A 22,541-nucleotide genomic window follows, 5' to 3' on the forward strand; every position below is an offset into this window, starting at 1 on the left:
AGGATTATCTGAAAGATTGTACGTTATATTCTTACTTCCGAAGTTTCCTCCAGTTGTGATCCACTCGGGATCAAAGGCAAGCAGGGTGAGACTTGCGTTTGAAAGATTGTATGTGAATCCTGAATCAGGATATGTTGTATATGGTGAATTAAAATGGGGGATATCTTTAAGGATGACTCTTATTTGAACGGGCAATCCTTCTGTTGTATGATGGTCTGATATATCATAGTGATAAATTATGAAAGCTGATGAAGCAATCACTATCGCCGCAGCAAGGATTGGGAATATGAACTTCTTTCTTTCCTTATTCATACCCTTTACAGGTGTCATAATCATATGAATATGGCATTGTATATATATTATGGTTCTTCCGACTTTTATATGGTTAATTTCAACTAATGCTTTTATATAGAATTCAACGGACGAATGCCAGATCTATTCAACATTGCTGGAACTTAAATCACTCTGGAAGACTATACTCACCAGGGAATCTGCCGGAGAAATACCGGGAAAGATGTGAGGAACTTAGGAAATCATATCTCCTGACGGGAAAGGCATATTCCATGAAGGAAAGTATAGGTGAGTTGTGGAATGCATTCCATCATAGATGGAATGAAGGATGTTGCAAGGGCATAATGGGTTGGTTCAAAGATATGGCTTACAGAAGGGATGACTTATGGATTCAGAAATGAGGAGCACCTGAGGAATTCCATATATTTCAGGTGCGGTAATCTACAGATTTATCCATGAGCCCACAAGAAAACACTATGACCCTCTTATTTTTGTCTTTAGAAGATGAACGATAGTTCATTTACAAATACATTCTTCCGATATTTCAAAACCTCGATGATGTGGTAAGATTATGAATATACAGAATGTTCGCCACAATTTTGTTGATTAGGATTGGTTATTGTATTTGCTGTAACTTTTCAAATATTAGAAAGATTTCACCCACCTAAATTCAATCTCTTGTGAAAGGAAACTTCCAGCTCGCATTTATCAACTTACTGTTTGGATTTTACAATAAAACTAATATAAAGGATAATAATGAATAAATGTATATGCATAACCGTAGTAAGGTAGTTTCTTTTTTGATTGTTTCCTTGATGGTATCTTCACTTATCCCTATGGTTAATGGTATGACTGGAGAACCTGAAGTGGTTATGCCTTCTCATGCATCAAATGTTGCCTTGCAGACAAATCCATTGGAATATGGGAATTCAAAAATAATTTCATTTTCATCCTATTCCGGTATGTTAAATTATAACCTTTCCGACTACAATATAGAGAACTATTCAAGCCAATTATCCTCCTATCTGGACTGGACATCACAGGAGACCTATTATGACGGTAATTTTTATATTGTAGGCGGTTCGGGCCTGATAAGTTTGAATGGCAGTGTGGGCAATTATAATATGGTGAAGGAAAGCTCTCCGAGTGGCGGTTATTGTAGATTCGTATTACCAGATGATGGTTCGCTCCTTCTTGGTGGAAATTACTTTGACCCTCCTGCCGGTCTATACATATTTTCCTATGACCCAGTGAACAATTCCTTGACTAATCTTTCTGGAAGGATTATTGCACCAGTTAACCAGTTTGGTAGTGAAAATAACATTGTGGGAATGCAAAACTTTGGAAACTTTACCTACGTCATATATAATCAGGAAAGAAATTACTCGAGACTGTATATTCAGAAATTTAACAGCACTTCTTCTGAGAATATTTCCTCTGAGCTTTCTCTATCTGGAACAGATATTATAACTGCATCCGGCGGGAAATATATGATACTCATAGGTGGGGCAGCTGGAGGATATTCATATCTTTTTAATGCTAACAATGGAACTTTTAAAAATTTAAATAACGCAGATATTTTGAATTCACAGGGTATTAATTGCCTAAATGAAGCAGCATATGTTGCTGGTAATTTCACTTACGGATATAGAGATGATATTTACCAGTATGATCCTGTTACAAACAGTACTGTGTTACTTAATTCATTTCCAAATTACACAGTCACCTTTGTTAGCGCAGGTCCATCCAATTCTAGCTTAATTGGAATATACGAAGATTCGTATACAACACTCCTGATATTGAATAGGGGTACATATCACGACATGGGTTCCTACTACGGAATAATTAACGATGCCACCTTTTCAAAGAGGAGTGGAAGTATACTTATGATTGGTGACAGTTTAGTTCCAGGAAAGCCTGTATCCTACTATCTTCAATTGAAATCAACATACGTATATTTTGTAGAGGAAGGATTGCCTTCAGGTATGGAGTGGACGCTTCATTTAAATGGAACAAATATAGATGAGAACATATCCACAACCAGTAATGAAACTGACCTTCTGCTTACCTATGGTAACTACACCCTTAGAGCCACATCACAAACAAGGACATATTACACAATACCTGAAACCATAGATGTTGACTATCAGGGTATAGTAATCCATATTGATTTTATGCCCTATTACTATAATGCAACCTTTTTTGAAAATGGCCTTCCTGCCAATTTATCATGGAATCTAGAAATAACTTCACAAAACATTACCAATCTCAATTATACAATTAACAGCAACATTTTTTCCTTAAGGTTACTGAATGGAACCTACATTTACCACCTTAAGGCTTCTTCTAATCTCTGGTTTTCCTTTAATTCCTCCGGTAAATTTACAATAAACGGTTCATCAGTGAACATTTTGATTCAATTTGTAAGGGCCTATGTGGTGAAATTTAACATCATCTTTCCCTATGTGGTACATCAATGGTTTATTAACGGATCCCTTGGCACAAAATATAATTTTAATCTGTCGGGAAATAATAGTTCTGCAAAAACTTATCTCCCTAACGGAACCTATATTTATCAGGGTTCAACCACTGAAAAGAAGTTCTACAACAGTGGCGGGAACTTCACCATTAATGGGAATAATATATCCTTAAACATTGCCTTCATACCTTATCTATATAATATTACTGTTGTGAAGAATACCACAGTAAACACAGGATATTGGGGAATCTGTTTGAACAATACCACATTGTATGAAGATAATGATAGTGAGCATCTTCTTACAGTAAAAGTTACAAATGGAACCTATTTTATAAAATTCTTTAACTTCAACAGCAATTACAGGCCAAAGGTACTTGAAACTGTATTAAAAGTTGATGGTTCTTCAATAAGATATTATCTTGACTTTGTTCCATCGTTCTACATCATATTTTCATCAAAGGAGGTGCTTCAAGCAAAATGGTCCGTGGATTTGCATAATTCATCTGGATTTAGGGAGACAGGAAACCTCTCTGGTAGAAATTTTACATTCATACTTCCAAACGGCACATATCATTTCCAAATATGCTATTTCGGATACCACATTATGCTCTACCCAGACGTCGGAAATATATTCGTTAATGGAGAAAATCTCACCATTAATCTTACCCCTGAAGATTCTTACGCTGTTAATTTTTCCGAAATTGATCTCTTAAATGGCACCCAATGGTATCTCAATGTAACCACAGGGGCAGGTTATTTTAACGGATCTTCCAACCTGAGTTACATAGATCTTTGCCTTCCAGATGGAAGTTTCATATACTCTGCAGCAAGTGAAAATAAAATATTTGCATTTCAAACCGGGTCTGGTCTTTTAAATGGATTCAACATATCCTTATATTTGGCTTTCCCAGTGGTAAGGTATCAGGTTTCCTTTTCACTAAACAATCCTTCAGGAATGAATTTTTTGATGAACATTACAGAGAGCCCTGTTCCATTTAGTCTTTTGCGGACAGGTCTCTCCAATGTGTCAATGGGAGAGGGTAGTGGACTCTATATAATGTATCTTGTAAACGGAACTTATAAGCTGAACGCACATCTCTTGAACAGAACATACAAGTTAAATGGTTTTACCTTCACCATAAATGGATCCTCAAACGAATACAGATTGAATCTGCACCCATATCTCTATCTGGTTCAGTTTATATTGAATTCTACTGGAGTATCAGGAAGCTGGTCTGTGAATGGAATCAATGCGCCCACTTCATTGGGAATAAATATATATGCCGTGAACGGAACACACAATTACACAATTCAGGGGCCACCTAACGTCTTCGTAAATAAGAGCGAAGGAACGTTCACCCTAAAGGGTAAAAATATAACCATTTACGTTTCATTTATTAGAAAAAATGAGGTACAGATCGTGGAAACTTATGGTCTAAATTACATCTATCAGGCATTGGCTACTATCGGGAATTCCTATCTGAATATCTTTGTTTTAGGTGTTATTGCGCTGGTTGCATATTCATCCTATAGAGCAAATGCCTCCATAAGAAAGTTGAAGAAGGCAGGTTCAAAATAGATTTAATTAATGAGACCATTTCATAATATGGATCTGAAGATTGATGGAATGAGGGTTCTGGTAACAGGTGCAGGAAAAGGCATTGGGAAGGAAATTACTTCAACACTTGCGAGGGAAGGGGCAATAGTTGCTGCAAATTACAATAAGACTGTGCCTGATTTTAATAATTCTGTGAGCAGTAACATCAGAACTTACAGGGCAGATATTTCGAACCGGGATGAAGTTAGAAAAATGGCTGAAAAGATACATGAGGAGATTGGAGGTCTTGATGGTATAGTAAATAATGCAGGTATCTGGTATCTTTTTCCCTTTGAGGAGTTTGACGAGAAAAAGTTTGATGCTATAATGAACACAAACCTCAAGGGTACCATATACACAACCATGGAGTTTCTACCTGATCTCAAGAGATCAAACAGGGCATCGGTTGTCAATATAGCATCAAACGCAGGAGTTGGGACTTCTGCACTGAACACTACTGCCTATTCCATTTCAAAGGCCGCTGTCATAATGTTTACAAAGAGAATGGCCCTGGAGATGGAAAAATACAAAATAAGGTTCAACGCAGTTGCCCCTGGTTGGATAAAGACAGATCTCACGATCGGCGGGAAATCACTTTCTGAGATCGAGACAATGGAGAAGAGTTTCATAGAACGGTCAACCGTATGCAGAACAGGACAACCTGAGGATGTGGCTGATCTGGTTTCATACCTCATATCGGAAAAATCTTCATTCATGAACGGCCAGGTTCTCGTGATCGATGGTGGCAGGAAGGATAATCTGACACATTCATTGTAAATTCCAATTTATTTTACCTTATTTTTTCCTGTCTTTTAATGATTTTTCTCCAAAGTTGCAATAATCCCTTATATTGCATATCTGACATTTTGGACCAACAGGCCTGCATATATTCTTCCCAAATTCCACCATCATTGGATTAAGGCCAACCCATAATTCCTTCGGAACGATTCTCTGCAATATGATTTCGGTCTCTTCCGGATCCTGTGAATTGCTTATACCCGTTCTATAACATATCCTCTGAACATGTGTGTCTACTGCAATGGCCGGAATTCCAAAGGCGTCTGAAAGAACAACGTTTGCGGTCTTTCTTCCTACCCCTGGAATTTTCATCATAAGATCTATGTCCTCTGGCACTTTGCAATTATACTGTTCCCTAAGTATTTTAGCCGCATTGATCACCCTTTCTGCCTTCACTGTCTTGAAACCAACCTTATCTATTATGGAAAGAACATCATTATAGGATGCCTCTGAAAGACCATTGCAGTCATGATACTTTTCCTCCAGGGACCTGGCAGCCCTGTCCGTGACTTCATCCTTTGTCCTGTGAGACAGAATGGTCGTAATGAGGACCCAGAATGGGTCCCTGAATTCAAAATGGTGTTCAGGTGACTGTTTCTGCATCAACTTTATCATTGTGGTGATATTTTTTTTGAAATAACTCTCCGAACGTTTCATCTAACAGTGATAGAAAAATATAGAATATTAATATGTCACTACTGTAATTATGAAGGAATATGATCTTATCATAACAGGATGTGGATTGTCTTCACTGTACGCCGGTATGGAAGCTCTGTCTAAGGGTATGAACGTTTTAATGATCGAAAAGTCCATAGATGTATCCTATCCACCATCCGGTTCAATGTTCATCTCTTCACAGACCTATGATAAGTATTTTTCAAAGTATGAAAAGTTTGCAAACGGGAAATTTGGGGTTTTCACATTGAAAACAGAAAGTTTTGAAGACGACTATCTCATAGAGAAGGGAAATGAGATTGTTTCCATGGACCGTGAAAAACTCATAAGGCATATGTGTGCTGATCTGGCAAGCCGCGGTGCAGAAATAAGAATAAAGTCCAGTGTTGGAGCTGTAAGGGATGATAATTCAGGATTCGTTGTTAAGGCAAGCGTGGAAGGAAGAGATGAGGAATTCAGGAGCAGAATGATTGCCCTTGGTGATGGTAATATAAATAGTGAATATGTGGTTCATGATAAAAATTGCAAAGTCCACGGGTACTCATCATCCTATTCCAGGTCACTCTCACCAAGGGCACTCGATTCAAGGTTCTCAGTTGAAATTCAAAGGGAAGGGGCATATAAGGTGGAAGCACAAAAGGGAAATATGAAGGAGATTCTTGCCATTGATGCTTCTTACGAAGATCCAAGGGGCACAGTATCTCACTTTAACTATTCAGGATATCTCCACAGCTGTTTTCCGAGTACCAGAAAGGGGATGGCTCTTCTTGGAAATATGATGGGCACAACCAGAATCCTTGGAACTCCCGTCAGGGATGTGATAGAACTTTCCATACAGTCCATAAGAAGTCTGTTGAATGGAAAAAATGATGAAGACGAGAATGGATTGTTTGAAAGTTGGAAAGGCAAAGAGGAATCGTGGGATAACGAGGACCTGGATCCTGTTGACTATATTAAGGAAAAATTGCCTGTCGGTCTTTAGTTTAGGCTCAGTTCCCTTCAAGATCGATGCCGCTGAGAAGATCGGAGCCTTTCATCTGGTTTTTAAGCATCTTCTTCAGTGCTCTGTTTCCCTTCATCATCTTGGCGTTTTCCTTCATTGCCTTAAATTCCTTCATCAGATTCCTTACGTCCTGCTCTTCCGTCCCTGATCCTCTGGCAACTCTTCTAATTACCTTGGCGTTTATTATATCCGGATTCTCAAGTTCCCTGTATGTCATTGAATCAAGAATTACCCTGTATTTCTGAATTTTTGCCTGGGCACTATCCACATCCAGAAGCCCGGCCTTTGACTGTGGAATCTTTCCCATTGGAAGGGAATCGAAGAGCCTCTTCATTATGGATGGTTTTGCAAATTTCTCCCAGATGTCGTACATATCCATCAGGTTGAATTTACCGTTCATTATCTTTGTCAGGGTCTCCTCTGCCTTTTCTTCATCCACATCGGCTTCCTGAGCTACCTCCAGAAGGGCTTCTGCATCTCCCATTCCCAGTAAGCGTGATAGAAATTTCTTTGGATTAAAAATCTCAAAATCGTCGAGATGTTCTCCCGTTCCTATCATATAAACAGGAGCACCGGTTTCGGCCACTGCACTCAGAGCTCCTCCACCCTTTCCTGTTCCATCCATCTTGGTTATGATTACACCTGTTATTCCTGCTGCTTCCTTCAAAGCTTTGGCCTGTGGTCCTGCCTGCTGCCCAATGGTGGCATCCATCACAAGGAGTATTTCGTCCGGTTCAACCTCTTTTTTTAACTTCCTTACTTCCTCAAGTAATTGCTCATCCAGTGAATCCCTACCACTGGTATCAATTATTTTAACGGGAACGTCCTTTAACTCTTCTGCACCTTTTCTGTATATCTTAATGGGATCCTTTTCCCCTTTTATGCCGAAAAATTTCGAACCTGATTGATCCGCAATTGTTTTCAATTGCTCATATGCTGCAGGCCTGTGAACGTCGCAGGCTATTAAACCACTATTCAGGCCCTTTTTTGCAAAAAATTTTGCAAGCTTTCCGGCTGTTGTCGTCTTACCGTTAGCATAGAGACCAAGAAGCATGATCTTTTGAGGCTGTAATTTCAACTGCGAACCCTGGCCAAGAATGCCCAGCAGCTCTTCATATACTATCTTCAATATATAATCCTGAGGGGGCATTCCGGCTGGTGGCTTTTCATTTTCCGCCCTTTCCTGTATCCTTCTTGTCAGTTCTACGGTTAATTTTACATTAACGTCAGATTTCAACAGTGCTCTTTGAATCTCCTTTATCATCTCCCTTATTACATCCTTGTCGATGTAGCTTGAGCCTGCAATCTTTCTGAATGTTTCCCTCAGGGATGATGACAGAGATTCCAAAACCATGTCGCAATCACCTCAGTATTCTCTCCACCTGTGACCACATTTTTCACATGTATACATGGCTGTTTCAGGCTCATCAGCTGATCTCGTCTGCTTAAGGACGAAATATGCACCTCTGTGTCCACATTTAGGACATGTAGCTTCTGAATCCAGGGGTTCTACGTGGGAAGATTCGTTTATAACAATCACGTCTTTCTCTGTACTCTTTGTAATTATCTTTCCCTCCTCCTTCTTTCCCTTCTTTTCTTCATGTCCGCAGACGGGGCATATATTCTTATCCTTTCCCGGCACAATTAATGCACCGCATTTGGAACAAAACATAACAGATGTATTTTGTTCTCATATTTCTTTATTATCTTAATTCCCTCTGTAATAAAAAAGCCATATGAATTTAAAGGTATGTTTCTTAGTAATTTTATCAGAGCAATAACCTCTGATCGTCTATTAGATTTTGATTGAATTATAGTTATCCTTTGTTAAAATGCTTAAAATGAATTTTTCCAATGACTTTATGTTAAGTTCATAACCAAAGGTTTATTTTTGTAAAGTTACTCTTTCTGTCATGGTTAAGCTGGACGATGCTATAGTTGCAAGATTGGAGCATTCCGGTCATAAATTTGAAATTTTGGTCGACCCTGATGCTGTTGAAAAGATAAGAAATGGAGATGTGGACATTGAGAAGGATCTGGCCAGTGATCAGGTATTCAAAGATGCCAGGAAGGGAGAAAAAGCGGGCGAAGAATCCATCAAGGAAGTATTCAAGACAGATGACATTAAAAAAATAGCAGAGGAGATTGTAAAAAAGGGTCAGATTCAGCTAACCACTGAACAGAGACATAAGATGCAGGAAATGAAAAAGAGGATGGTGATTGAGATCATATCAAAGGAGGGCATAAATCCGCAGACTAATGCACCAAATCCACCAGCAAGAATAGAGGCAGCGATGGAAGAAGCCAAGATTCATATTGATCCATTCAAACCCGTAAATGAACAGGTAAATATGGTTCTTAAAGAGATAAAACCACTCATACCCATAAGGATGGAAAAGGTGAAACTGGCTATAAGGTTAAAGGGTGATGCCTATGGAAGAATATATGGAGAAATAGCAAGATCGGGAACAATACTGAAGGAAGAGTGGACAAAAGATGGAAACTGGATCTGTGTTATTGAAGTTTCAGCTGGACTCTATGGAGAAATAATTTCTAACCTTAGCAGAAAGGCCAAAGATGAGATTGAGATAAAAAAGATATAGGTTAAAATGATAGTGGGAAATCTATAATTAAAATTTCTGAATTAACAATCCATATTCTGATATAGCAGGACAATTTAACAGGAACAGATAATTTTTAAGACAAATTTTAAATCGCTTTCATAAGTAATATATAATGAAAATCTATTCCACTACATGTAAGAGAGAGTGGAAAGTAGAATTATCCGTATAAAACGGATTGATTGTTTCCAGTAGATGGGGAAGTGATTCAAACGGTTGAAATTAAGAAGATAATATTTCCAGGAGATACCGTTGATACTGAAGGTTTGAAGCCAAGGAACGGAGTCTTTCGTGATTCTCAGGGCACTCCTAGATCTCAGTATTTCGGAACTCTTCAGAAAGGTGAAGAATATATTGACGTCGTTCCATTTCACGGTTCTTATTTTCCAAGAAGGAATGACAAGGTTATTGGAAAGGTAATAGAGATTGGGCCATCCATGTGGACGGTTGACATCCGATCTCCTTACCTGACAATGTTACATATGAATGATACGCCATGGAAGACATATTCAGGGGAGATAAAGAAATATCTCAATGCAGGCGATTACGTATATGCGAAGGTAATGAACGTCAATGAAGTAAAGGAGAGCTGGATAACCCTGAAGGAGCCTGGACAGGGACTGAGAAAACTTGAAGGTGGACATATAATGTATGTTCCTGCTCCAAAGGTACCCAGGATAATAGGAAAAACAGGTTCAATGGTCAACATGATAAAAGATGCTACATCAACCAGAATCGTGATAGGCCAGAATGGAGTAATTTGGATAGATGGAGCACCGGAAGACGTGTTAATCGCAGATGAAGCAATAAGAATGATAGAAAGAGAAGCACATACAACTGGATTGACCGACAGAATGGTTGAATATTTGAAAAAAGTAAAAGGTGAAACAGATGGGAACGCCCAGTAACGTGAAATTAATTGATGAAAATGGTTTAAGACTTGATGGCAGGGGAGATGAAGAACTTCGCCCCATAAAGATTACAACTGATGTCCTTGAAAGGGCAGATGGAAGTGCATTCATTGAGTGGGGAGGCAATAAGATACTGGTTGCAGTTTATGGCCCAAGAGAAGCTTATCCGAAACACACCCAGGATATTGAAAAGGCTGTCATAAAGGCAAGATACAACATGGCAGCATTCTCAGTGGACGAGAGGAAAAGACCTGGTCCTGACAGGAGATCCGTGGAAATATCCAAAGTAATTTCTGAGGCTCTGAGTGCTGCAGTTATGCTGGAACAATTTCCAAGAACACAGATAGATGTTTTCATTGAGGTCATTCAGGCAGATGCAGGTACGAGGATTGCAAGCCTGACTGCGGCCTCAGTTGCCCTGGCAAATGCAGGGGTCCCCATGAGGGATTTAGTTGTAGGATGCACGGCAGGAAAAGTCGAGGGTAGAATAGTTCTGGATCTTTCTAAGGAGGAGGATAACTTTGGAAGTGCAGATCTTCCAATGGCCGTTCTTTCCAAAACCGATGAGGTTGTCCTTATTCAGATGGATGGAGAACTCACCAAGGAAGAACTTTACAAGGGGATGGATATGATTCTCAAGGCAACAAAGAGAATAAACGAAATTCAGAGAAAGGCACTCTCTGAGAAGTATACAGCAACCCAGAATGAAGGGGGTGAGTGAATTGCCGAAAGATGCGACGGGAGTCCTTTCAGAAATTAAGAAGGGATTTATCTCAAAGAAATTGAAGGAGGGCCTCAGAGGAGATGGCAGAAAACTTGACGAATTCAGAGAGATAGTTATTGAACCGAACTATGTTCCCAGGGCCCAGGGATCTGCTCTTGTAAGGCTTGGAAAGACAAAGGTCGTTGTTGGTGTGAAAATAGAGTCAGGTGAACCCTTCCCGGACACACCTAATATGGGAGTTATGACAACAAATGTTGAAATGCTACCCATGGCATTTCCAACCTTCGAGCCGGGACCACCAAACGAAGAATCCATTGAGATTGCAAGGGTGGTAGACAGAGGTATAAGGGAGAGCAAGATGATCGATCTTGAAAAACTATGCATAGAACCCGGAAAGAAGGTGATGATAGTTTTCATAGATATTGATGTGATCGATTACGATGGAAACCTTATCGATGCCTGCACTCTTGGATGCCTTACCGCCCTGAAGAATGCAACATATAAGATCACGCCAGATGGTGACGATATACCACTACCTGTCAGAACACATCCTGTTTCTGTAACAATGGTTAAAATAGGTGATGAAATACTGTGCGATCCCGATCTGGAAGAGGAACAGATGGCAGATGCAAGAATTACTGTTACCATGACCGAAGATGGGAACATAAGGGCTATGCAAAAGGGTAATGTGGGATCATTTAAAATTGAAGAGATTAAAAAGGCGGTTGACATATCGGAGAGAGTTGGAAACGAAATTCGCAAAAAAGTAATGGGGTGAACTAAACGGCAAAGAGAACATTAAAGGTAGGTCCGGCGGGAAGATTTGGTCCGAGATACGGAGTAACTGTCAGAAAAGTTTGGTCTGAAATTTACAGACAGAAAAAAGCAAGGTATGAGTGCCCAAAATGCAAACAACTTAAGGTTGTAAGAGTTGCATCTGGAATCTGGAATTGCAAGCATTGCGGATACAAGTTTGCAGGGGGATCATACACTCCGGAATATTCACAGAGAATTATAGAGGAAATGGTGGAACGTGGACTATAAGTGTATAAGATGCGGCAGGATCCTTGAGAAGTCCATAGGAACCAATGAAATCGAATGCGAATGTGGTTCCAGGGTGTTTCTTAAGGAGAGGCCCAACATAGAAAAAGAAGTAGATTCAAGGTGAATTGATATGCCCCTGGATAACCTCCAGGAACTATCTCAGGAGAGACTCTGCAATAGGTGCAGGGGTAGGTTATTTGCCTCTGTTGGCCATGGTCTATCCAATATTGAGAGGGGTAGTTATATAGAGTATTCTCTTGAATCCTTTGGATACGAAGTATTAAGGGTACCTGAAAAAGATTGTATTATATGCGCAGGTATTTTTTCTGAAATACAGGATTATGCCAATGAGATTGTAAAGAGGCTTGAAGAGTACGAGTATAATTCTTTTCTAATAGGAACCACATTATCCAGGGATATACTGGAGAAAGAAAAATTACTGCAGGCAAAATATGGTGATAAGGGAGAAAGCATAAAAAAGGAGATAAACAGGGAAATTGGGAAGATGCTTGGAACCGTATTAGGGAAGGATTTCGACAAGGCAGACCCAGATATAATGATTAAAATCGACTTAACATATATGAGCATTGAATTTCAGATCAAGTCCCTGTATGTGTATGGAACCTACAGGAAATTAAGGAGAGACATGCCCCAGACAAGATGGATAAAGTATTCAGAGATTAAGGATACTGTCGAGTCAATTATGGGAAATGTGGCAATGGAAATGGCTGGTGGTACAAACTATTTTCTTCACGGTGCTGGAAGGGAGGACGTGGACGTGAGGATGCTGGGAAATGGAAGGGAGTTCATATTGGAAATTGCCAACCCAAAGAAAAGAAGAATCGATCTTAGGATTCTGAAGGAAAGAATCAACAGTGAAAACAGAGGAATAGAAGTTGACAATCTTAGGTTTGCAAAGAAGGATGAAATTGTAAGAATTAAGGACGAGCGTTATGTTAAAAAATACAGAGCCCTTCTGGAGTCAATTGATGGAAAGAAAATTGATATGGAAGAATTGAAAAGAGCCATAGAACAACTTAACGGAAAAGTTATTTATCAAAGAACACCATTACGAGTAAGTGCTTCCAGATCTGATCTGGTTAGACAGAGAGTCATAAAAAGCCTGTACCTTGAAAGTGAAGAACCGCCCGTAATAGTGATTGAAGCAGAGGCGGGAACGTATATAAAGGAACTTGTTTCAGGGGATGACGGTAGAACCAATCCAAGCCTCTCTGATCTTGTAGGTCAGAAGATTAAAATAAGGGAGCTTGATGTAATAGAAATAGAAAGGTGAAAACAATGGTTAAAATGTCGCACGGCCCCAGAGCCGGTTCAAGATATAAAATGACTAAAAGGCTTAAGGAAAGAGGTATGCCAAGAGTCAACAGCTTCATGCAGAAGTTTGAGGTTGGAGACTATGTTGCAGTGAATATTGAGCCTTCCATACATTCCGGAATGCCCAGCCACAGTTTTCAAGGTTATACAGGAGTAATCGAAGGGCAACAGGGAAGGTGCTATCTTTTGGGAATAAAAGTCGGAAGTGTTAAGAAGACAATACTTGCAGACCCAGTTCATTTGAGAAGGATTGAAGTATGAAGATTAAGTACATCACCTTCTCTGAGGCTCAGGATATTTTGCACAGGCACCTGAGTGAAAAGACGGCACGTGAAGAGGCGATTGATGATATAACGGCCAAGGAGTACAACTACGTAAGTAGTTTTACGAGACTTGATGCCGAATCGGCAAAAAAAGCTGTAAAGGAAATAATGAAAATGGGCAACTTTTCAGAAGAGGTTGCCGTAAAGATTGTAGACCTGTTACCAAAAGATCTGGAGCAATTAAGATCTGTTTTGAATACATATAAACTCGCGCCAGATGAAAAGGTATTAAATAATATATTAGAGTATATTGCTTCTGTATAAGGAGATGATTCTATGGATGATTATGCATATGTTCTGGATATTTTAAAACAGGGTAGACCGAATGACCGAAACTACCATAAAACCCCACTTGCTCTCATAATCGGTGAGACCGAATTCAAAATTCTCGAGGTCATACCCAAGGAAAATGCGGTAATCACCATAGGAGACAGGATATACATTGGAAAGGAACAGGCCAAGAGGGATAAGATAAGTACAGTAAAAAGAAGAATTGGCTATGATGAACTCACAAGTTCAGCTATGAGTGAACTACCCTTCACCCTTGAACTCATAGTAAAGAACAATGAAAAAAGGTTTATTCAATTCTTCAATACTGCGGAATCCATAAGCCCCAGAATGCACAGCCTGGAATTATTGCAGGGACTTGGAAACAAGACAATGTGGGCCATAATTGAAGAGAGAAAGAAGAAGCCATTTGATTCATTTGAAGATCTCACAGAGAGGGTTAAAACGATCCATCATCCAGAAAAGATGATTGCAAACAGGATTGTTCAGGAACTTGAGAACAAGGATGAAAAATACAAACTCTTTGTTAAGGGATGAAACAGTATACAAAAAAATATGGACAGGTCTTTCTCAAGGACAGGAATATAAGGGATATGGAGGTAAACATCCTCGACCCGAAACCAGATGAGGATATTGTTGAAATAGGTCCTGGTGAGGGCTTCCTCACTGAAAAACTTCTGGAGTCTGGAGCTAACATTATCTGTATAGAATCAGATCACAGGTTCAGTGATTATATTAAGGCAAAGTTCAGTGGATTCGTTTCATCTGGAAGACTTCAGGTAATTCACGGCGATTTTTTAAAATATGATCTTAAAAGATGTTCGAAAATAATTGGCAATATACCCTACCACATATCCTCTCCCATTCTTGAGAAAATGGCTTCAATAGAATTCCAAAAGGCAGTGCTGATGGTGCAGGAAGAGTTTGCAAGAAGAATGATGGCCAATAATAACAGCAAGGATTATTCAAGATTATCCCTGTTCACATATATCCACTTCGATGCAAATTTGGAAAAAATAGTGTCCAGAAACTGTTTTCATCCTAAACCTGATGTAAACAGTGCAATTGTCACACTGAGACCTGCAAGGAGGATCAGGGATGTTCCAGAACAGTATATTGATAACATATTAAGAATGCTTTTTTCAAACAGAAGAAAAAAAATAGGTAATTCCCTACCCGGAACACCCTATGATGATCTCAGAATAGAACAACTGGACAGGGACAAAATATTGGATATTGTTGAACTCACTTATCAGAACCGGAAGCCTGGTTCATATTAGTATTGTTCATCTGGTTTTTTGCAAATTCTGCTATTCCAAGATCTGCCACACCTGCTGTGAGTGTGTTTGTAGGGATCATCATTAAGGTTCCCTTACCCTCAAGACCTATTTCATAAAGGATGTTCATCCACCTCAACTGCAATGCTCCCGGATTATCGAGATATTGCTTTGAAGCCTCAACCATTTTCTGAGCAGCCTCAACCTCAGCCAGAGCCAGAGTTACCCTTGATCTTCTCTCCCTCTCTGCTGAAGCCTGTCTGGACATGGCCTCCTGCAGGGATTGAGGAACAATCACATCCCTTATCTCCACTGATGAAACCTTTATTCCCCAGTGCTCTGTCTTCTCATCGATGATCTCTCTGGCAGCTTCTCCAACCTTCTCCCTTTCTGAAAGTATTTCATCAAAGGAGTATTTTCCAATAACTTCCCTCAGTGTTGTCTGTGCAGAAAGGCTTGTGGCATTGATGAAATTCTCAATGTTAAGTACAGCCTTTTGCGGATCAATCACCTGGTAATACATAACAGAATCACAGTTCACAGGAACGTTATCATTTGTAAATGTTGCCTCTGTCTTGAATGCAACGGCCTGTATTCTTGTGGAAATGATCACAGGGATCTTACTTATTATAGGCGTCACATAGATTATTCCCGGGCCCTTGATACCAGAAAATCTTCCAAGGGTCAGTACCGGCGCTCTTTGCCATTCCTTTAAAATGTGCAAGCCTGATAATATAATCAACAGTATGATTATTATTATGAATATCAACAGATAGTACAATGCATCCATACCTATGTAATACCTAATAGACATATTAAGTGTTTCTATTAGTATTTTGTTTTTACGTGATCAATTAAATGTTACAGGCGGTATCTTGTCAGGGCAACATAACCTCCGAAACCCCTGAGCATCTCTCCATACTGTCCCGAGTCGCTGGCTATAATAATCTCAGAACCTGATGATCTGGCCAGTTCCATAATTTGAACAACATTTCTTTCCCTGATCAGATTTTCCAGAACAATAAGTTTGCTTATTGCCCCTGTTTCAGCATATTTTTTTATCTCGTCATGACCATAGGCACAGTTTCCGTTTTTCCCGAGTTCCTTTAAAAATTGCTCCATGGCCTCTCTTTCTCTGGAAAGGCGTGAATTTCCAAGAATGCGCCTCACCTGCTCCTTTCCAATTATTTCGTATATGGCCCCATCCTCTGAATTTGAAGAGGGGAACTGAAATACTTTTTTAGGAAACTTTTTCTCCTGAAGATATTTCAAAAAATATTCCCCTTCAAACCCTGCACCTGTTATTATTACAGGGAAATCCCCGTTTATTCCCATTAAAAATTTCTCAATCTCTTCAAAGTATGCATTCATGGAATAGTTTACGTTGTAAGCTTTTCCCGATTTTCCAGAGTCGATTTTCCCATTAAGATAAAGTCCGTAATCCCTGAGAGTGTAAACCGAAGCACTTTCGTCATCCATACTCACAAAAATGGCACCAGAGGAACTTTTAATGAGCGATTCCTTTAAAAGATCTTCAGTAAGCCTGTCCCATGATTCCATCCATATTTCAACGTCATCATCCGCCGATATGACAAGTGACTGATGCTGCCCTGCGAGACCTTCAGGCCCTTCCCTTATTATTCCAGTAATCCTGAGCCGGTCTGTAAATGGTTGAAAGTCAACAGATTCCGGCTGAATAGTAACTGTGACTGGCTTTCTTTTGGATTCCTTACTTCTCTCCATATCATCTTTCTTTTCTTCCCTTCGCATGACCGTCTTTTTTACAAGCATTTCTTTGCTGAGTATGTTTTTCAGATACCAGAGGTCATCCATGGACTCTGTCTTCAGGGATTTCCATCCATTCTCTTCATCATTTATCTTCATTCCATACCCCAAGCCCTTCAAGATATTCAATGATGTTTGTTGTATGAGTCCCTGACCAGTAAAGTTTTCCACAAACACTGCACTTATAAGGATTCAATTTGCTTCTATAATCATCCTGTTCCAGTTTAATCGGTGCAAGTATTCCATTGCACACTGTGCATCTCATAAATAACCTATTCCTGTCAGGCCTGTATACTCTTGTAAATTCAATAATCTGCGATCCTATTTCTGTGGAAGTGATAAGAATGGATGGATGATAACGCCTGGATAGGAGTCTATCACGGGTTATCAGAGTGTAAGAATTATCCCGGCAAACTTCCACTATTCTGCCGTCATCTATCCCATCCTGTTCGTATACTACTGAAAATCCAAGGATACGAAGATACCTGGCAAGTCTTCCCAGCATATTATCTGCGTAAAATTCAGTCTCTTTCTTCCTCTTTCCACCTCTTTACAAGTTCATTCTCGATTCCGCAGAGATCCATTATGCGTCCCACAACAAAGTCCACCATATCATCTATTGTTTTAGGCCTTGTATAAAAGGCAGGCATTGCAGGAGCAACAATTGCACCGGATCTTGTTAAACGTTCCATATTTTCCAAAGCTATAAGGCTCAGGGGCATTTCCCTGGGTACGACTATCAACCTTCTCCTCTCCTTCAGGGCAACCGCTGCAGCCCTGGTAATAAGAGAATCGGATATTCCCGCCGATACCTTTGCAAGCGTATTCATGGAACATGGCATTATTACCATTGCATCGTATAGAAAACTTCCTGAACTTATTCTGGCTGCCACGTCATGATCATCGTATACATAGGATGCCATCTTCTGAAAATACTCAACGCTTTTTCCCGTTTCATATTCAATAACCTGTGATGAATTTCCTGAAATCACCAGATGAACCTCGGCCCTGGCTGTTTCCAGAAAACGCTGTGCAAGTACACTTCCAGATGCACCTGTTATTCCGAGTACAATTCTTTGCTTATCCATAAGGTCAGATTACTTACCTCATATCATATTTTATAAAAAATCTTATTATTAAAAATTGAAAAAATCTCCTGATGTCTATTTCCTTCTGTTAAAGACAAAATACATGACAAAGACAGAGGCTGCTATAACTATGAGAATCACGGCATATTCATCTGAAACACTGTAAGGAACAACCTGCGGTTTTGACCATGAAAACCCGGGGTATGCCCCTTCGTTCAAGGCCTGCCAGTTCGTAAGGCCGGGTATCTGGGATGATTGGTTTGCTGTCATCCAGAATGCTTTAATTTCATTGGTTTTATTAAGAATACCTACGTGTGAAAGGGCCCCTATGTATTCTACACCGTAGGGATTGAGCCCGGTGTATGTTATGTCCAGGAGAATTAGGGCCTGGGTTGTATTGTTCGCAAAGCCGTAGGTAATTATGGTCCTGTTGTCAAAGACATTGGAAAGGATTGTTGTCCAGTCTGTTGAAGTTATTGTATAATGCTGCCCGCTAGTTCCATAGTAATATGTGATTACTGGAAGGCTTGCTGGGGGTGCAGTGATATTTTGCAATTTTGACACATCATTAATTGCAACCGGAATCTTGGCTCCGGTGCTTTCGCTTTGAACCTGCATTGGGCTAACTGCCAGGGAAATTCCCACTACAATCATGGCCAAGAATATGGATATTGCCAGTTTTTTGCTGATCATTGTAACGGAAGGGTATTTGAAATCCAATATATCACTTTTTCTTAAGTTTCACAATCTTAATGCAATCGTCCCCATTTAGGTCCTTTCCGGTTCTTATATAACCTGAATTTTTCAATTTTTCCATTACTATTTTGAATCGTCTTTTACTGAAATGCTTCCTCTTTATAATTCTGTTTAACTTTCTCACAGTAATTCCGTCACTATTCATAATCAACTGGCCAAGTTCAATCTGGCTAAATCTGAATGGGACATACCTGTATATTATTATAATTATGGCTGAGGAAATACCTAAAAGGAAGCCATATTCAGGAATTGAGAATATACTTAAATTCTCATATTTTGAACCTCCCTTAAAATGAACCACGACACATAATTCATCTATACCGGGTGGAAGGGTTAGATTCACTGTGCTTCTGTTCGAATCAAATTTTCCGTTTATTATCCACGAAACATTTAATTGTTTCAGGTGGTAGCCATATATGTAAACCACACCGTGAAAGTTTTGGAAATTCTCACGATACCTGATTTTCATATTGGTTATATATGGGAATGAAAAGATGTTAATATGATATGTTTCATTGTTATAATTCCCGCAAAGATTCTGGACATTTATTGTGAATTTGTATGACCCATCCCTTTGGAAGAAGAAAGTGATTTCATTTGAACTGATTCTATAATTCAAACTTGTGTTTACATATATTTTCTTAATAGGAATCCCTGATGAGGAAACATTTACTTGGAGCTGAGTCCTGTTATATATGTTATTTTTTAAACCATTTACTCTAAAAGAGGGCTTTTCAGTGGAGTAGACGATTGTTATATTGTATGTCTCATATGCCATGGCCTTGTTAATAATTTTCATACTCAATGTATAATTCCCCTGATCCTTCATTCTAAACGAGTAATTTCTCAGTATATTACCAGAATTGGTGAGCAAAATATCATAGCCAGTCGGTAAAACCAAACATTTTGATATGTTAATAAGGCTCTGATTTGTGTATATGTAAAAAGAAGTACCAGTATCTGGGAGTATATTGTCCATAATGAAATAAGAGGTACTATTGGATTTAAAACCGTTAAAGGAAGTGAAATTGCCATATATTGTGTATAAACCACTGTTTGAAGTAAAATTGTATATTTCATTTACAGGAATGACAAAGGTTCGATTGGATGATTCCATTGAAATCCATTGCCCCTTTGGATCTACTATTCGTACATTCCAAATTCCATTCATTGATGAATTAAGTGTTACATTGAAGGATCTATTGGTTGAATCCTGAATATGACTGAAATACTTTTTCTGAAGACCGGTGATCCTGATCACTGGATGCTCAGAATTTACAATTATGGTTCCATTTCCCATATATTGGCTGTTTCCAGCCTTAAAAATCGCAGAAATACAGTAATAATACTCTCCATTTGAAAGGTTCACGTCAATGCTTCCGGTTGTTTTGAATGATTGTTTCCTATCAGAGGTATTGTTCTGGAACGTTATGAGGAAATATGATATGTTTCCGCCCTTGGAATATATTCTAAAATTGAAGAGGTTATGATTAATAATCTCCCCATTATGAATATTTACGCCAAATGTGAAGCCTCTTTCACCATAATAACTTACACTTATTGAATAATTTGTGGTGTAATTGAACACGTCCTTAACAGATATGGTAAAATTAAGGGTGTTTCCCTTAAATAGATCAGGTATGGTAAAGTTCAATGAAGAACCGTTTACCATGCTCCATTTTCCATTCATATGGATGCCCATTTCTCTTACTCCCGCCAAATCCCGTGCCAATATGGATATGGATTCACCACCATAGACACCATGGGATAGAGATCGGTTGAAGGATATATTTGGGATAGAGTTGTCAATGTAAAAATACCCAGAATCAGAAAAGACCAAACCTTCCAGATTTTCTGCAGTGACCTCAAATACATATTTTCCAGTCATGGCCCTCGATACATTCAAAAAGAACGCTCCGGAATCACTGTAATACTGACCCAGTTGTGAAATATCAAGATCTATGGTATAGGATGTATTGCTCTGGACCGTAAAATTAAGGAAACCTGAATATCTGATTGTCTCATTTTTCCATGATAAGTTAATTAGACCCCTTTGGATAAAATTGCCGTAGAGATAAAAGGAGTTTTCTGACCAGACAATTCCGTGGGAAAGGCTCCCTGAAAAACCGTTCATTGGGATTGGAAGTATGGAGAAACTGGAACCATTAAGAAGTAGGGTTTGAGAAATGTTATTCTCCATGTATAAGCCACCTTCATACATGGTTGCATTTTTAAAGATGATCTCCTTTGAATTCGCAATCATGAAGATTTGAGTTGAATTGAATTTTACCTCCATAACTGGTCCCCCATTGCTGTAACCAATCTGGATAATGGAATCAATGTGAGTGAAATTAATTTCATTTGTAACTTCATTTCCTTTTAAAATCAATTTATGAAGAATACTATTGTTATACACAAAATAATTAATTGAATTTACTGATGAAACCTCGAAAAAGGAACCATTTGGCTGTATGTTTGAAAAATCAATATCTGTAATTTTTCCAGATGATAAATTTTCAAAATAGTATCTAAAAAATATGTGCGGATAATTGTGATACATGGATACAAAATATGTACCAGTCATGTTATAAGTGGAAGAAGTGATGTTGAGATTACTCTCGTTGATTTTCAATAATTGCATAGAATTTTGACTTGAAGATATCATATATGCATAGTTCTGGTAGCTGAAAACATTGTTGAAAATAGTACTGCGATTGTATATTTCCTCAATTCTGTGATTCCAAGGATTGAAGGCGTATATGTTTCCGTCCTGGGAAGGCATTATGAAGATGGATAAAGTTCGATCATAGAGGGGATGCACCCTATTTGACCCGGCAAATTGAATTGAATTGGTATTTATCTGATCAAGCTCCCTGAACTTATTAAGAAGATTTAGGGAATTCAGAGAGTTTAACTGCACTGGTCTTAAAAGAGACACATTCATAAAATAGTAATTTCCCGTAAGTAACAGAGATGAACAGTTGACCTTTGTCTCAATGACCGGTGGCCTGAACAGGAATTGCCCTGCATTATTTTCTATAACCACATATGGTTTGGACCCATCCCAGTATATCCCCATTGTTATATGGGACCCTTCCTGAAATTTCGTGACATTTAAACTTCCAGAACTGTTACTAAAAATATACATATGGTCCTTTACTCCAAAATAGAGGACAAAAAAGGAGTGAAGATGATATGATTTTATTTCCATTTCCGAAAGAGAATACACGGAAAAAGGCTTCCAGCAAAGACTGAGATTATACTGATCATTTTGTGAATTTATGGAAACCCCAGAAACATTATAATAATCTCCTGCCTGAACACTGAATTGCGAACTATTCTTCCATGTGATTGAATAATCGCAGGCTGTTGAATTAATCTCCTTGATGATATATTGGTTCTCAACCATTGCATTGGCTCCTGCCACACTGTGGGAGAATTGAATCTGAGTGGGCAACCCCATTAGGAGAATAAGTACAATAAGTGTAATAAGTGTCATAAGTTTCATTTTTGCGCCTATTAAAATCAATTAAAATATTTTATCTA

At 38.9% G+C, this 22,541-nt stretch carries 22 protein-coding genes and 2 pseudogenes; 14 read left to right on the forward strand and 10 right to left on the reverse strand.

The window, feature by feature from the left end:
* On the reverse strand, positions 1 to 330 hold a 330-nt coding region (locus tag ACNF42_RS03245), incomplete at its 3' end, for a hypothetical protein (RefSeq protein WP_443338940.1).
* A 761-nt stretch (positions 331 to 1,091) separates the two neighbouring features.
* Between ACNF42_RS03245 and ACNF42_RS03250 the strand changes: the two genes are divergently transcribed.
* The gene (locus tag ACNF42_RS03250) at positions 1,092 to 4,349 is read left to right on the forward strand and encodes a hypothetical protein (protein ID WP_443338942.1); all 3,258 of its coding nucleotides are present in this window, start codon (positions 1,092 to 1,094) and stop codon (positions 4,347 to 4,349) included.
* 27 nt (positions 4,350 to 4,376) lie between these two features.
* The gene (locus ACNF42_RS03255) at positions 4,377 to 5,144 is read left to right on the forward strand and encodes an SDR family oxidoreductase (RefSeq protein ID WP_443338945.1); all 768 of its coding nucleotides are present in this window, start codon (positions 4,377 to 4,379) and stop codon (positions 5,142 to 5,144) included.
* A gap of 18 nt (positions 5,145 to 5,162) precedes the next feature.
* On the opposite strand, the gene ACNF42_RS03260 is transcribed toward ACNF42_RS03255, so the two are convergent.
* A complete protein-coding gene (locus tag ACNF42_RS03260; RefSeq protein ID WP_443338947.1) occupies positions 5,163 to 5,822 on the reverse strand; it encodes an endonuclease III domain-containing protein in 660 nt (219 codons plus the stop codon).
* A 49-nt stretch (positions 5,823 to 5,871) separates the two neighbouring features.
* Here ACNF42_RS03260 and ACNF42_RS03265 point away from each other — a divergent pair, with 49 nt between their 5' ends.
* On the forward strand, positions 5,872 to 6,822 hold the full coding sequence (locus ACNF42_RS03265) for an NAD(P)/FAD-dependent oxidoreductase (RefSeq protein ID WP_443338950.1): 951 nt from the start codon (positions 5,872 to 5,874) through the stop codon (positions 6,820 to 6,822).
* Between the two features lie 7 nt (positions 6,823 to 6,829).
* On the opposite strand, the gene ACNF42_RS03270 is transcribed toward ACNF42_RS03265, so the two are convergent.
* Together ACNF42_RS03270 and ACNF42_RS03275 are read right to left on the reverse strand one after the other, a co-directional pair.
* Positions 6,830 to 8,197: a signal recognition particle protein Srp54 gene (locus ACNF42_RS03270; RefSeq protein ID WP_443338953.1), complete on the reverse strand. Its 1,368-nt coding sequence runs from the start codon at positions 8,195 to 8,197 to the stop codon at positions 6,830 to 6,832.
* Between the two features lie 12 nt (positions 8,198 to 8,209).
* Positions 8,210 to 8,515, reverse strand: coding sequence for a transcription factor S (locus ACNF42_RS03275; protein ID WP_443338955.1), 306 nt, complete (start codon positions 8,513 to 8,515; stop codon positions 8,210 to 8,212).
* A gap of 241 nt (positions 8,516 to 8,756) precedes the next feature.
* Between ACNF42_RS03275 and ACNF42_RS03280 the strand changes: the two genes are divergently transcribed.
* The 11 genes and pseudogenes from ACNF42_RS03280 (at position 8,757) to rsmA (ending at position 15,369) form a co-directional block, all read left to right on the forward strand.
* Positions 8,757 to 9,446 (forward strand): ribosome assembly factor SBDS, encoded by a 690-nt coding sequence (locus ACNF42_RS03280; protein ID WP_443338958.1) that lies wholly within the window; start codon positions 8,757 to 8,759, stop codon positions 9,444 to 9,446.
* Between the two features lie 200 nt (positions 9,447 to 9,646).
* Positions 9,647 to 10,372: an exosome complex RNA-binding protein Rrp4 gene (gene rrp4, locus ACNF42_RS03285; protein WP_443338961.1), complete on the forward strand. Its 726-nt coding sequence runs from the start codon at positions 9,647 to 9,649 to the stop codon at positions 10,370 to 10,372.
* Positions 10,356 to 11,096 (forward strand): exosome complex exonuclease Rrp41, encoded by a 741-nt coding sequence (rrp41, locus tag ACNF42_RS03290; RefSeq protein ID WP_443338963.1) that lies wholly within the window; start codon positions 10,356 to 10,358, stop codon positions 11,094 to 11,096. Before rrp4 ends, rrp41 begins: the two co-directional genes overlap by 17 nt.
* Position 11,097: 1 nt before the next feature.
* Positions 11,098 to 11,877: an exosome complex protein Rrp42 gene (gene rrp42, locus ACNF42_RS03295; RefSeq protein WP_443338965.1), complete on the forward strand. Its 780-nt coding sequence runs from the start codon at positions 11,098 to 11,100 to the stop codon at positions 11,875 to 11,877.
* 8 nt (positions 11,878 to 11,885) lie between these two features.
* Positions 11,886 to 12,143: pseudogene (locus ACNF42_RS03300) on the forward strand (50S ribosomal protein L37ae); the annotation flags it as partial.
* Positions 12,133 to 12,267, forward strand: a complete 135-nt coding sequence (locus ACNF42_RS03305; protein WP_443338967.1) for a TFIIB-type zinc ribbon-containing protein — start codon at positions 12,133 to 12,135, stop codon at positions 12,265 to 12,267. The pseudogene ACNF42_RS03300 and the gene ACNF42_RS03305, both read left to right, overlap by 11 nt.
* Before the next feature lie 6 nt (positions 12,268 to 12,273).
* The gene (locus ACNF42_RS03310) at positions 12,274 to 13,437 is read left to right on the forward strand and encodes a tRNA pseudouridine(54/55) synthase Pus10 (protein WP_443338969.1); all 1,164 of its coding nucleotides are present in this window, start codon (positions 12,274 to 12,276) and stop codon (positions 13,435 to 13,437) included.
* Between the two features lie 5 nt (positions 13,438 to 13,442).
* A complete protein-coding gene (locus ACNF42_RS03315; protein WP_443338971.1) occupies positions 13,443 to 13,739 on the forward strand; it encodes a 50S ribosomal protein L21e in 297 nt (98 codons plus the stop codon).
* Entirely contained in the window at positions 13,736 to 14,065 is a 330-nt protein-coding gene (locus tag ACNF42_RS03320) for a hypothetical protein (protein WP_443338973.1), read from the forward strand. Before ACNF42_RS03315 ends, ACNF42_RS03320 begins: the two co-directional genes overlap by 4 nt.
* A 12-nt stretch (positions 14,066 to 14,077) precedes the next feature.
* Entirely contained in the window at positions 14,078 to 14,626 is a 549-nt protein-coding gene (locus tag ACNF42_RS03325) for a DUF655 domain-containing protein (protein ID WP_443338975.1), read from the forward strand.
* The gene (gene rsmA / locus ACNF42_RS03330; RefSeq protein ID WP_443338977.1) at positions 14,623 to 15,369 is read left to right on the forward strand and encodes a 16S rRNA (adenine(1518)-N(6)/adenine(1519)-N(6))-dimethyltransferase RsmA; all 747 of its coding nucleotides are present in this window, start codon (positions 14,623 to 14,625) and stop codon (positions 15,367 to 15,369) included. Before ACNF42_RS03325 ends, rsmA begins: the two co-directional genes overlap by 4 nt.
* On the opposite strand, the gene ACNF42_RS03335 is transcribed toward rsmA, so the two are convergent.
* The 6 genes and pseudogenes from ACNF42_RS03335 to ACNF42_RS03360 all read right to left on the reverse strand — a co-directional run bounded on the left by ACNF42_RS03335 (position 15,335) and on the right by ACNF42_RS03360 (position 22,503).
* Complete coding sequence (locus tag ACNF42_RS03335) at positions 15,335 to 16,156, reverse strand: SPFH domain-containing protein (protein WP_443338980.1); 822 nt, start codon at positions 16,154 to 16,156, stop codon at positions 15,335 to 15,337. The two genes, rsmA and ACNF42_RS03335, sit on opposite strands and share 35 nt — an antisense overlap.
* A gap of 71 nt (positions 16,157 to 16,227) precedes the next feature.
* A complete protein-coding gene (locus ACNF42_RS03340) occupies positions 16,228 to 17,250 on the reverse strand; it encodes an mRNA surveillance protein pelota (RefSeq protein WP_443338983.1) in 1,023 nt (340 codons plus the stop codon).
* A pseudogene (locus tag ACNF42_RS03345) lies at positions 17,237 to 17,662 on the reverse strand (Mut7-C RNAse domain-containing protein); the annotation flags it as partial. The gene ACNF42_RS03340 and the pseudogene ACNF42_RS03345, both read right to left, overlap by 14 nt.
* Before the next feature lie 10 nt (positions 17,663 to 17,672).
* Positions 17,673 to 18,239 (reverse strand): UbiX family flavin prenyltransferase, encoded by a 567-nt coding sequence (locus tag ACNF42_RS03350; RefSeq protein WP_443338985.1) that lies wholly within the window; start codon positions 18,237 to 18,239, stop codon positions 17,673 to 17,675.
* Positions 18,240 to 18,314: 75 nt separating this feature from the next.
* Positions 18,315 to 18,932 (reverse strand): hypothetical protein, encoded by a 618-nt coding sequence (locus ACNF42_RS03355; RefSeq protein ID WP_443338987.1) that lies wholly within the window; start codon positions 18,930 to 18,932, stop codon positions 18,315 to 18,317.
* A 31-nt stretch (positions 18,933 to 18,963) separates the two neighbouring features.
* Entirely contained in the window at positions 18,964 to 22,503 is a 3,540-nt protein-coding gene (locus ACNF42_RS03360) for a hypothetical protein (protein ID WP_443338990.1), read from the reverse strand.
* Between the last annotated feature and the right edge of the window lie 38 nt (positions 22,504 to 22,541).

The organism is Cuniculiplasma thermophilum (assembly GCF_052315355.1).
Taxonomy (GTDB): Archaea; Thermoplasmatota; Thermoplasmata; order Thermoplasmatales; family Thermoplasmataceae; genus Cuniculiplasma.